The sequence below is a fragment of the Mesorhizobium sp. genome (genome assembly GCF_024509055.1).
In the GTDB taxonomy this organism is placed as follows: domain Bacteria; phylum Pseudomonadota; class Alphaproteobacteria; order Rhizobiales; family Rhizobiaceae; genus Mesorhizobium.
Window position 1 is genome coordinate 1 of record NZ_JANINM010000485.1, and the last position, 12,322, is coordinate 12,322.

Consider the following 12,322-nt stretch of genomic DNA (forward strand, 5'->3'; position numbering starts at 1 on the left):
GTCAACGACTTCAACCTGTTCGGCCGCACCTTCCGTGTGACGATCCAGGCCGACAAGGACGCGCGCGCCGACGCGACCGACATCTCGCGGCTCTATGTGCGCAATGCGTCCGGCGGCATGGTGCCGCTGAGCACGCTGGGCAAGCTGGTGCCGATCGTCGGTCCGGAGACCGTGCCGCACTACAACAACAACGCGTCCGCCCTCATCAATGGCGGCGCGGCTCCCGGCTTCTCGTCCGGGCAGGCGGTGGCGGCGATGGAGCGCGCGGCGGCGAATGTGCTGCCACGGGACTTCGGCTATGAATGGACCGGCATCACCTATCAGGAACTCAAGGCAGGCTCGATCGCCTCGGTCGTCTTCGGACTGGCCATCGTCTTCGTCTTCCTAATCCTAGCGGCGCAGTACGAAAGCTGGGCGATGCCCTTCATGGTGCTGCTCGCGGTGCCGCTGGCCCTGTTCGGTGCTTTCGTGGTGCTTCTGCTGCGCGGCATGCAGATCGACGTCTACTCGCAGATCGGCTTCGTCATGCTGATCGGCCTGGCGGCGAAGAACGCGATCCTGATCGTGGAGTTCGCAAGAAGGCGGCGTGAGGAAGGTCTCAGCATCGTCGAGGCGGCGATGGAAGCCGCGCGGCTTCGGCTGCGGCCGATCCTGATGACGGCCTTCGCCTTCATCCTCGGCGTGCTGCCGCTGATGTTCGCGACGGGCGCTGGCGCCGCCAGCCGGCAGTCGATCGGCACCACCGTCTTCGGCGGCATGGTGGCGGCGACGGTGCTGTCGCTGGTCTTCGTGCCGGTCTTCTACGCGGTGATCGAGCAGCTGCGCGAGCGCGGCGGGAAAGATGCCGCGAAACACCACGAGGATGCCTTGCATCAGGACATTGAACCGACCGCCGAGCCGGCGCTTCAGCCGCTCGCGCAAGCGGCTGAATAGCTCGCCAAGCGGCCGAATAGAATTGGAGATCAACATGCGTAGATGGAAAATCGCTTTGGGAACGGCCGTCGCCCTGGGGGCGGTCTCGGTGGCCAGCGTGCATCTGCTCGACCTGGGCAATTTCGGCCTGCATGGCGGTACGGCAGGCGCGGCGCCCGCGCCGGCAGCCTTCGTCATGCCGGTGCCGGTGGTGAACGTGGTCAAGAAGACGCTGCCGATCTATCTCGACTATGCGGCACGCGTGGAATCGATCCGCAGCATCACGCTGCAGGCGCGCGTTCCCGGCTACCTGCAGGAGCAGAGCGCGGCCGACGGCAGCGACGTCAGGCAGGGCGACCCGCTCTACCGGATCGCGCCCGAGGATTATCAGGCGGTGCTCGACCAGGCGAAGGCGCAGGTGCAGCGCGACACGGCGACGCTCGATTACGCGAGGTCGAACCTTGGCCGCGGCACTGACCTCGCCAAGGCCGGCTATCTCGCCAAGGACAGTTTCGACCAGCGCACCAGCAATTTGCGCACGGCCGAGGCCGCCCTTGCGCTTGACAACGCGGCAGTGCGGACGGCCGAGCTCAATCTCGGCTATGCCGAGATCAAGGCGCCGTTCAACGGCCGCATCGGCCGCAACCAGGCCCCGGTCGGCACGCTGGTCAGCGTTGCCGGCACCGTGCTCAACACGCTGGTGCAGCTCGATCCGATCTATGTCACCTTCAATCCGAGCGAGACGGACCTGGTCGAGATCGAGCAGGCCAAGGCAACGGGGCCGATCGCGGTCGACGTGCTGCTGCCGGGCGAAACCCAGCCCAGCCAGAAGGGCCAGCTCACCTTCATCGACAACACGATCGACCACTCGACCGGCACGATCACCGTGCGGGCAACGATCGACAACGCCAAGTTCACGCTGCTGCCCGGCCAGTATGTTCGCGTGCGGCTGCATGTGAAGGAGCAGCCGAACACGCTGATGGTGCCGCAGGTGGCGCTCGGCTCCAGCCAGCTCGGCAAGTACCTCTATGTCGTAGGCAAGGGCAACACGGTCGACCAGAAGCTGGTGTCGCTCGGACCGACCGATGGTGACCTGATTTCCGTGACGTCCGGCATCACCGAAGGCGACCAGGTGATCACCGGCAATTTGCAGAAGATCGGACCCGGAATGCCGGTTTCTCCCTTGCCGCAACCGAAACCGGCCAGCTGATTCCCCCATCAGTTCCGGTCCGACGGCGCCCTCGACCCGCACATCGAGGGCGCCGTTTTGCTTTAGGGGTCAATCGCTTTGCGCCTTGCCTGGATTTGCTCCGAGCAACGCGACCAGCCCGGCGATGTCGGCGCGCTCCGCCTTCGCCGGCAGCATGAAGGCGCAGTAGGGCTGGCCGAGGCGTACAGAGACGGACGACAGCGCGATTAGCCGGCCGGCTTCGATGTCGGCGGCGGCCATGACCCTCTGCCCCAGCGCTATCCCCAGCCCCAGCCTTGCCGAGCCGATGGCGAGACTGGACAGGCCAACGCGGCGGCCATGCGACGGGTCGGGCGCGCGATTGCCGCCGGCAGCGCCGAACCAGTCGGCCCAGGTCGGATGCGAGGCATAGTTTGGCCCCCAGTTGGTGTGGATGAACTGGCTCTCATGCACGCCCGACAGGTCGAAGGCCTCGTTGCCGTGGCGCCGCCAGAAATCGGGCGAGGCAACCGGCAGCACGTCGTCATGGACGAGGCGAACCATCCTCAACGGCGGATAGTGGTAATCGCCATAGGAGATGCGCAGGTCGATGTTCTGGCGCACGACGTCGACGGGATCGTCTTCGACCCGGACGTCGATCGCCATATGCGGAAAGCCGTCGAGCAGCACGGCGAGCCGAGGCGCCAGCCATAGCTCGGCCAGCGAGAACGGCACGCTGACGACCAGGCGTGTCCGCAAGCCCCCTTCCAGCATGCGGCGGCCGACCGCCGCGATCTCGCCAAGCGCGCGCGCCGTCTGCGGATAGATTGCGTGGCCGGCGTCGGTCAGCGTGATGCGATTGCCGTTGCGCACGAAGAGCTGCTTGCCGAACCAGTCCTCCAGATTGCGGATCTGCTGGCTGACTGCGGCCGACGAGACGCCAAGCTCGGTGGCGGCGAGCGTGAAACTGCCGGCGCGGGCCGCGACCTCGAAAGCCCTGATCGCGTTCAACGGCGGAAGCTTTTCCACGCGGATCCTCCACAAATTTTTCTTGCGAAAGCCTAACAATTTTCCGCGTTGAGAGAAAGATTTCCTTGATGTCTAGTGACACCAAGATTTCTGGAGGAACACGATGATCAACGACATTCTCGACCTGGATCGCTACCCGATCGACCGCGAGGGCAGCCCCGAATGGCAGCAACTGGTGGACGACTCCATTGCCGCGCTCAAGGCAAATGGCATGTTCAACCTCGAAGGCTTCCTGCGCCCGGGCGTCGCCGAAAAGGCGGTGGCTGAAATCCGCCCCGTGATGGACACCCACTCGCATGTCCACAAGCGCATGCACAACATCTACTTCAAGCCGCAGATCCCGGAACTGCCGCAGGATCATCCGGCGCTGCGCAAGGTGGAAACGATCAGCCATACCGTCTGCGCCGACCAGATCCCCGGCAGCACCGTCCTGACCATCTATGAATACCAACCGCTGGTGCGCTTCCTGGCGGCGACCATGGGCAAGTCGCAACTGCATGTGATGCAGGATCCCCTCGCCCGGGCCAATGTGATGGGATACCGGGCGGGCGAGGCGCTGAACTGGCATTTCGACCGTTCGGAATTCACGACGACGCTGCTGCTGCAGGCCCCCGAGCGCGGCGGCGACTTCGAATACCGCACCGACCTGCGCTCGGACGACGATCCTAACTATGACGGCGTGGCGAAACTGCTGGAAGGCAAAGACCCCGAGGCGCAGATCCTGCGCATAAAGGCCGGCACGCTGAACGTCTTTCGCGGCAAGAACACCGCGCATCGCGTCACCACGGTCGAAGGCGAGCGCGAACGCATGATCGCGGTGTTCTCCTACTATGAGCGCCCGGGCGTGATGTTCACCGAGGAAGAGCGGATCGGGTTCTATGGCCGGGCCGCGTGAGGCCGTGACCCAGAATCCTGAAAATCCCTCTTGTTAGATTGTCGACAATCTGCTTGTCTTGCATCTGGTTCTCTCCGGAGTGAGCGCATGGCCAAGCTTGATTTCAGTCCGATCGCGGACACGACGCGCAGGGCGGAGATCGTCGCATTGTTACGGCGAGCCATTCTGACCGGGCAACTCGAGCCCGGCCAGAAGCTCAACGAGCTTCGGATTTCCGAGCAGATGCGGGTGAGCCGCGCGCCGCTGCGCGAGGCGATGCGCGAGCTGGTGCAGGAAGGCATCCTCACCAGCATCCCCTATGCCGGGACCTTCGTCGTCGACGTCACCGCAAAGGACATCATCGACGCCTATTCCCTGAACAAGGTGCTCGACGAATTCGCCATCGAGCTTGCCTGGCCGCAGCGCGACCAGCGTTTCTTCGACGAACTCGACCGCCGCCACGATGCGGTCAAGCAGGCGACGCGCGCGGTGGACACCACGCGCCAGATCGAGACGGCGCTGCAGCTTCACGGGCTGATCTACGAATGGGCCGACAATTCGGTGCTGCTGGAGACCTGGCAGCGCCTGACCAGCCGGCTGCAGATGTATTTCGCCCTGCATCAGCGGGCGCGCAACGAGCCCGTGCCGGCCGAGGATGTGCACGAGACCTATGTGGCGCTGCTCAAGGGCGCCGACATGCGCGCCGCCCAGCGCCATGCGCGCGAGCATATCGACCTCGATTTCGAAGAGCTTCTTTCCTACGCGCGCGGCCTTGAAAAGCGCGCGTCGAAGGGCGCCTGACCAACCGCGGACAACGGACACCAACGTGAAGATCAAAAGCATAAAAGCCTACCATGTCGTGCAGCCCTTCGTGGATGGGCCCTACCGCATGTCGAAGGGACGCGTCGCCGACTGCTTCGACGCGGTGATCGTCGCCATCGCGTCGGACAACGGCGTCACCGGCTGGGGCGAGATGGCGCCGCTCGGCAATTTCTACTCGGCCGCGTTTCCGGCCGGAACGCGCGCGGGCGTGCCGGAAATCGCGCCGCATCTCATCGGCCACGATCCGCGCGGCCTCGCCGGCATCGGCAGGCTGATGGATACCGTCTTCAAGGGCCATCCCTACATCAAGTCGGCACTGGACATGGCGTGCTGGGACCTGGCGGCGCGGGCGGCCGATGTGCCGCTGGTCACCATGCTTGGCGGTCGCGAGAGCGACATGGCGGAGACGTACCGGGTCGTCACCCATGGCACGCTCGACCAGATGGCGGCTCTGGCAAAGCGGATCATTGCCGAAGGCTGCCGCCGCCTGCAGGTCAAGGTCGGCGGCAATGTGCGCGACGACATCGAGCGCGTGACGGCGGTGGCCTCGGCCGTGCCGAAGGGCACGGTGATCTTCTGCGACGCCAATGCCGGCTGGACGCCCTACCAGGCCCGGCAGTTCGCCGACGCCACGCGAGCCATCGACTACACATTCGAGCAGCCCTGCACGACGCTCGATGAGAACATGTCGGTGCGCCGCATGCTGGACAAGCCGATGGTGCTGGATGAATCCGTCACCTCGCTCGGCGAGATGCTGGAAATCCACCGCCGAGGTGCTGCCGATGGGCTGACGCTGAAGATCTCGCGGCTTGGCGGCGTGACGCAGACGCGGCTGATCCGCGACGTCGCCGTCGATCTCGGCTTCATGATGACGGTGGAAGACACCGGCGGCGCCGAGATCGACACCGCCGCCATGGCGCATCTGTCCCTGTCGACGCCGGCGGAACGCCGACTGCATGCCATTGCCTTCCACGAGTGGGTGACGGTGCGAACGGCCAGGAACGCACCGCCGGTGACCGGCAGCCATATGGGTGTTCCCGACGGCCCCGGCCTCGGCATCGATGTCGACACCGATCTGCTCGGCAAGCCGTTCTTCGAGATCGGCTGACATGAAGATCACGCGCATCAAGGCAACGCCGATCAACTACAGGCTCGAAGCCCCTTACGTCTGGGTCTTCGGCGAGCTCGACGGCTTCTCGCCGACCATCGTCGAGGTCGAGACGGAGGACGGGCTCGTCGGTGTCGGCGAGGCGCCCACGCCGGCCGCCGCTGCCGTCATCAACGATGTGCTGGCGCCAAGGCTCGTCGGCCGCGATGCCTTCGACATCGCCGGCGCGGAGCATGTCTGCCTGCCGTTCTGGACCGGTGTCCAGTCGATCAACGACCGCACGCGCATCATGGGTTTCGGCGCGATCGAGATGGCGCTCTGGGATCTGCGCGGCAAGGCCTGGAAGCAGCCGCTCTATCAGCTGCTCGGCGGGGCGGTGCGCAAGCAAGTTCCCTTCACCGACTACTTCTCGCTGCGCGGCGACGGGGCAAAGGTGAAAGGTGAAAAGACCCCGGAGGAAGTCGCCGATTACTGCGTCGAGCTTCACGAGCGTCACGGCACGACCTTCTTCGAGGGCAAGTTCTCGACGGAGGACCCGAAAATCTCGATGAAGATGGTCGAGCTGATCCGCAGGAAGCTCGGCGACGACGCGATGATCCGCATCGATTCCAACCAGGCCTATTCGCTGGCGACGGCCAGACGGCTGGCACGGCCGCTCGAAGAGCTCGGCGTGCGCAATTGGGAGGATCCGGTAGCGACGGTCGAGGAGATGCGCGAGCTGCGCCGGCACACCTCAATCCCGTTCTCGACCCACAATATCGACGTCGCGCGCGCCATGGAGCTGAAGGTGCCGGACGCCTTCGTCGGCAATCCCACTGCGCATGGCGGCATCAACCGCATGCTGCGCTTCGTCGGCGCCTGCGAGCACGCCGGCATCGACTACTGGTGCTACAGCGGCGACACCGGCATCGGCAGCGCCTGCTACCTGCATCTTTGCGCGGCGCTCAGCTGGATCAGGGAGCCCAACCAGTCGCTGTTTCGCATGCAGCCGATGGATATCATCGAGGAAGGGCCGTTCTCGCCGAAGAACAATACCGTGGCGGTGCCGGAAGGGCACGGCCTCGGCGTCACGCTGTCGCGAGACCGGCTCGCCGCCTGCCATCGCGACTTCGTCGAGAATGGCCCCTGCAACAAGTATCATGACCCGGAAAAGCCCGGGACCTACCGCAGACTGCCGCTGAATTAGGAGGATGTCGAAAAGCTAGCAGGACTTATCGAGAAAAGGGCGGCCATGGGTCGCCTGGGTGACAGACAAATCATCAAGAAAATCTGACTTTTCCGTCCCAACGAGCAGATGGACCGGTCGGATTCGCATGCTACAGTCCATCGACCGATAGTGACGATGCCGGGAACAGGAGAACTCCACGGAACTCGTCAACTGGAATGCTTGGCCAACCACAACAAAGGGGAAAGGGTTTAACCCATGAGCAAGGACTACCGCATTCTCGATCTCATCCGCCGCGGCCGCACGCCGATGGAAAACCACCTCATCGACGGGCTGGTCGACGGCCGCATCAGCCGCCGCGAATTCGTGCGCCACGGCAGCCTGCTCGGCCTATCGCTGCCGCTGCTCGGTCGCATCGGGATGGCCGCGGGCTTCGGCGCCGCACCCTCGCTCGCGCGCGCTCAAGGCGCGCCCGGCGCCACCATCCGCGTCGGCAGCAGCGTGCCGGCCGCCGCGATCGACCCGGTCACCATCGCCGATGCCGGCGGTCTCCTGGTCATGCAGCAGGTCGCCGAATTTCTCTGCGTCGACGGTCCCGACCTGGTGCTCAAGCCCGCGCTGGCCGAAAGCTGGAAGCCGAATGACGATGGTTCGGTGTGGACCTTCAAGCTGCGCAAGGGCGTGAAATTCCACTCCGGCGGCGAGATGAAGGCTGAGGACGTGGTGGCCAGCATCGACCGCCTGGCCGACCCGGCCAATTCGTCCAATGCACTGTCGGTGTTCAACGGCATCCTGAAGAAGGGAGCCAGCAAGAAGGTCGACGACTATACGGTCGAATTCCATCTCGACGCGCCGAACGGCAACTTCCCGTACATGCTGTCGTCCGACAACTACAACGCCGTGATCATTCCGGCGAGCTACAAGGGTAACTACGAGCAGAGCTTCGACGGCACCGGGCCGTTCAAGATCGAGAAATACACGCCCAAGGTCGGCGCCTCCTTCGTGCGCAACGAGGACTACTGGGGCGAAAAGGCCCTGCCAGCACGCACCGAATTCACCTTCTTCACCGACATCCAACCGCAGATCCTGGCGCTTCAGGGCGGTCAGATCGACATCATCAACCAGATGCCGGTGCTGGCGGGCGTCGCCGTCCTCAACGACCCGAATGTCGACATCATCAGCCTGAAGTCGTCGGCGCATCAGCAGCTGCATATGCATTGCGACGAGGGCCCGACGAAGGACGCTCGCGTGCGCCGCGCCATCGCGCTCTGCCTCGACCGCGAGAAACTCGCCGCCGGTCTGATGAAAGGACGCGCGGCACTCGGCAATGACAGCCCGTTCGCCGCCGTCTACCCCTCGACGGACACCAGCGTGCCGCAGCGCAAGCAGGATATCGCCCAGGCCAAGCAGCTGATGGAGGCCGCCGGCGCCGGCAAGGGCTTCAAGATGACGCTCACCACCGAGCGCTATCTGGAGATCCCGGAATATGCTCAGCTCATCCAGAACTGGGTCAAGGAGATCGGCATCGAGCTGGAACTCAACATCCTCGACCAGGGCGCCTATTACGGCGATGCCGTGTTCGGCAAGTCGAACTGGCTGGATTCGGCGATGGGCATCACCGACTACGGCCACCGCGGCGTGCCGAATGTCTATCTGGCTGCGCCGCTGAAGAGCGACGGCACCTGGAACGCCGCGCATTTCAAGAACAAGGACTACGACCAGCTGGCGACCAGCTATATCGCGGCTCTTGATCTCGAGGCACAGAAAGCCGCGGCCGGCAAGATCCAAAAGCTGCTGCTCGAGGAAACGCCTGTCGTCTTCGGTTATTTCTACGACTACCTGACGGCGACGGCGAAGGGCGTGGCGGGCGTACAGCCGACCGCCATGTCGCAGTTGTTCCTGGAGAAGGCCTCGAAGGCCTGAGCGGGACGAGAAGCCCGTCCCGCGCCGGCACCGCTTGAGAAGTCGGCGTTCGCGACCAGCAGCGACAGGGCGCACCACGCGCCCTGTCCGCGATGGTCATCTCGGGACGATCCGTCATCGACGCGTCCATGGAGACCAGGACCCTGCTCACCACCCTGCATTGGGGGACATACGAGGTCAGCGCCGAGCACGGCAGGCTTGTCGGCGTGGAGCCATGGAGCGGCGACCCCGATCCCTCGCCGATCGGCAGGTCGATGCTCGGCACCACGCACGGCAACATGCGCGTCGCGCGTCCCGCCGTCCGGCGCGGCTGGCTCGAAGGAGACAGGGCGGCTCCGAACGGGCGGCGCGGCGGCGAAGCCTTCGTAGAGGTGTCTTGGGAAACGGCGCTGGATCTCGTCGCAGCAGAGCTCGACCGGGTCCGCACCAGCCATGGCAACGCCGCGATCTATGCTGGATCCTATGGGTGGGCGAGCGCCGGGCGTTTCCACCATGCGCAAAGCCAGGTCCATCGCTTCCTCAACACGATCGGCGGCTATACGAGCTCGATGCTGAGCTACTCATACGGTGCGGCCGAGATCATCCTGCCGCATGTGCTGGGCAGCACCGACGGACTGACGGGCAACCACACCACCTGGGACGGGATCGAGCGGCACAGCGAGCTCATCGTCGCCTTTGGCGGGCTGCCCTGGCGCAACGCGCAGATCCAGGGCGGCGGCTCGGCGCGCCACGAAGCGTCGGCCGCCTTGCGCAACGCCGTGGCCAACGGCGCGCATCTGATCAACATCTCGCCGGTGCGCGACGACGCGCCGCGCGGCATCGACGCCGAATGGCTGCCGCTTCGCCCGAACAGCGACACCGCCGTGATGCTGGCGCTCTGCCATGTGCTGATCCGCGAGCGCCTTCACGACGAGGCGTTCCTGGCACGCTACGCGACCGGCTTCGAGGTCGTGCGCGCCTATGTTATGGGCGAGAGCGACGGCCAGCCGAAGGATCCGGCATGGGCGGCGGCGCTGAGCGGAGTGGACGAAGACAGGATCGTCGCGCTCGCCCGCGCGATGGCCAGCAAGCGCACCATGCTGATGGTCAGCTGGTCGCTGCAGCGCGCCGACCATGGCGAGCAGCCCTATTGGGCGGGGATAACGCTCGCCGCGCTGCTCGGCCAGATCGGCCTGCCCGGCGGCGGGATCGGCTTCGGTTATTCATCGACCAATGGCGCCGGCAGGCCGGAAATGGGGTTCCGATGGCCATCGGTTCCGCAAGGCCGCAACCCCGTCGTGGATTTCATACCGGTGGCACGCGTCGCCGACATGCTGCTCGATCCCGGCGGGCCCTTCGAGTTCAACGGCGCTTCGCTGTCCTATCCCGACGTCAGGCTCGTCTATTGGGCCGGCGGCAATCCGTTCCATCATCATCAGGATCTCAACCGCCTCGTCCAAGCCTGGCAACGGCCGGAGACGATCATCGTCAATGAGCCGTTCTGGACGGCGACGGCGCGGCACGCCGATATCGTGTTGCCCGTCACCACGCCGCTGGAGCGAAACGACCTCGCTTTCTCCAACCGCGAGAACCTCATCGTTGCCATGAAACAGGCGATCGATCCGGTCGACGGCGCGCGCGACGATTACGCGATCTTTGCAGGACTGGCGAAGCGACTGGGCGCGGAGGAGGCCTTCACCGAAGGCCGTGACGCAGATGGATGGATCCGGCTGCTCTACACCCAGGCAAGCGAGAACGCCGGCGCCATCGGCGTCGACATGCCGTCCTTCGAGCGGTTCTGGCGGGACGGCCATGCCGAACTCACCCGCAAGGTCACCTCGCAGACGCTGCTGGGTTCGTTCCGCTCCGCTCCCGAGCGTCATCCGCTGGCAACCCCCTCGGGGCGCATCGAGCTCTATTCCGCGACCATCGACGGCTTCGGTTATGACGACTGCCCTGGACATGCGGTGTGGAAAGAGCCGCGTGAATGGCTCGGCAACAGCGATCTCGCCGAGCGGTTTCCGCTGCATCTGCTGTCGCCGCAGCCGGCCGACAAGCTGCACAGCCAGTTGGACCATGGCTCGGTCAGCCGGGCCGGCAAAGTGGCGGGGCGGGCGCCGTTGCGGATCAACCAAGCCGACGCCGCGACCCGCGGCATCCGCGACGGCGATATCGTCATCGTGGCCAACGAGCGTGGATCGTGCCTCGCCGGCGCGGTGGTGACTGACGGCCTGATAGAAGGCGTGGTGCAACTGCCGACCGGAGCATGGTTCGACCCGTCCGAGCCCGGCCCGTCGCTGGAAAAGCACGGCAATCCGAATGTGCTGACGCCGGACCGGGGAACGTCCCGCCTCGCCCAGTCGCCGACCTGCAATTCGACACTGGTTCAGGTGTCGCGGCTGGAAGGGAAAGCTCCACCGGTGACGGCATTCGAACCGCCTGTCATACTGAACTTGTCCGAGGTTCCCGGCGTGGCCGGGCGACTTGGCCTTTCATAGGAGTCGAAGCCATTTTCCTCTTCTTCCTCATCCGACGCCTGGCCCTGTCGCTCGTCACGCTGTTCCTGCTGAGCGTGATGGTTTTTCTGGGCGGGCAGGTTCTGCCCGGCAATGTCGGGCGAGCGATATTGGGGCCGTTCGCCGACCAGCGCGCGGTGGATGCGCTCAACCACTCGCTCGGCGTCGACCGGCCGCTGCTCGTGCAGTATGGCAGCTGGATCTGGAACTTCCTGCAGGGCGACATGGGTACGTCCTATGTCTTCCGCGCGCCGGTGGCGCCCTTTGTCATCGATGCACTGGGCAATTCGATGAAGCTGGCGCTGATCGCCTTCGTGCTGGTGGTGCCGATCGGCATCCTCGGCGGCGTCATCGCCGCGCTCAACCTCAACAGGCCGCTCGACCGCATCATCAGCCTCGGCGGCCTGTCGGTGACCGTGCTGCCGGAATTCGTCACAGGCATCATCCTGATCCTGATCTTCGGGGTCTGGCTGCGCTGGCTGCCGATCGCCGCCGCCTGGCCCAAGGGCGCCGGCTTCCTCACCCAGCTCTATTATCTCATCCTGCCCTCGCTGCCGCTGTTCCTGGTGCTGTTCGGCTACATCGCGCGCATGGCGAGGTCCGGCATGATCGAAGCGCTCGACTCCGACTATACGAGAACCGCAGTGCTCAAGGGCCTGCCATGGCGAACCGTTATCTGGAGGCATGTGCTGCGCAACGCGCTGCTGCCGACCATCACCGTCATCGCCACCCAGACCGGCTATCTCATCGGTGGTCTCGTCGTCATCGAGACGCTGTTCCGCTACCAGGGCATCGGCTCGCTGATCTTCACCGCCGCGCGCGGCAA

The 12,322-nt window shown here is 65.0% G+C and carries 10 protein-coding genes; 9 read left to right on the forward strand and 1 reads right to left on the reverse strand.

Features of this window, described 5'->3' with window-relative positions; all coding sequences use genetic code 11:
* Both Q0L57_RS28550 and Q0L57_RS28555 read left to right on the forward strand, forming a co-directional pair.
* The coding region (locus Q0L57_RS28550; protein WP_296746430.1) for an efflux RND transporter permease subunit at positions 1-933 on the forward strand (933 nt) is incomplete at its 5' end.
* A 34-nt stretch (positions 934-967) separates the two neighbouring features.
* The gene (locus Q0L57_RS28555; protein WP_296746431.1) at positions 968-2,122 is read left to right on the forward strand and encodes an efflux RND transporter periplasmic adaptor subunit; all 1,155 of its coding nucleotides are present in this window, start codon (positions 968-970) and stop codon (positions 2,120-2,122) included.
* A gap of 69 nt (positions 2,123-2,191) precedes the next feature.
* Here the strand turns inward: Q0L57_RS28555 and Q0L57_RS28560 are convergent, their stop codons facing one another.
* A complete protein-coding gene (locus tag Q0L57_RS28560; protein WP_296746432.1) occupies positions 2,192-3,109 on the reverse strand; it encodes a LysR substrate-binding domain-containing protein in 918 nt (305 codons plus the stop codon).
* Positions 3,110-3,212: 103 nt separating this feature from the next.
* Here Q0L57_RS28560 and Q0L57_RS28565 point away from each other — a divergent pair, with 103 nt between their 5' ends.
* From Q0L57_RS28565 to Q0L57_RS28595, 7 genes are all read left to right on the forward strand, one after another.
* Positions 3,213-4,004 (forward strand): 2OG-Fe(II) oxygenase, encoded by a 792-nt coding sequence (locus Q0L57_RS28565; protein ID WP_296746433.1) that lies wholly within the window; start codon positions 3,213-3,215, stop codon positions 4,002-4,004.
* An 87-nt stretch (positions 4,005-4,091) separates the two neighbouring features.
* On the forward strand, positions 4,092-4,784 hold the full coding sequence (locus Q0L57_RS28570) for a GntR family transcriptional regulator (RefSeq protein WP_296746434.1): 693 nt from the start codon (positions 4,092-4,094) through the stop codon (positions 4,782-4,784).
* 25 nt (positions 4,785-4,809) lie between these two features.
* A complete protein-coding gene (locus tag Q0L57_RS28575) occupies positions 4,810-5,913 on the forward strand; it encodes a mandelate racemase/muconate lactonizing enzyme family protein (protein WP_296746435.1) in 1,104 nt (367 codons plus the stop codon).
* A gap of 1 nt (position 5,914) precedes the next feature.
* Positions 5,915-7,099, forward strand: coding sequence for a mandelate racemase/muconate lactonizing enzyme family protein (locus Q0L57_RS28580; protein WP_296746436.1), 1,185 nt, complete (start codon positions 5,915-5,917; stop codon positions 7,097-7,099).
* A 237-nt stretch (positions 7,100-7,336) separates the two neighbouring features.
* Complete coding sequence (locus tag Q0L57_RS28585; protein ID WP_296746437.1) at positions 7,337-9,001, forward strand: ABC transporter substrate-binding protein; 1,665 nt, start codon at positions 7,337-7,339, stop codon at positions 8,999-9,001.
* A gap of 128 nt (positions 9,002-9,129) precedes the next feature.
* Entirely contained in the window at positions 9,130-11,478 is a 2,349-nt protein-coding gene (locus Q0L57_RS28590) for a molybdopterin guanine dinucleotide-containing S/N-oxide reductase (protein ID WP_296746438.1), read from the forward strand.
* Between the two features lie 77 nt (positions 11,479-11,555).
* Positions 11,556-12,322: ABC transporter permease (locus Q0L57_RS28595; RefSeq protein WP_296746439.1), on the forward strand; the 767-nt coding region annotated here is incomplete at its 3' end.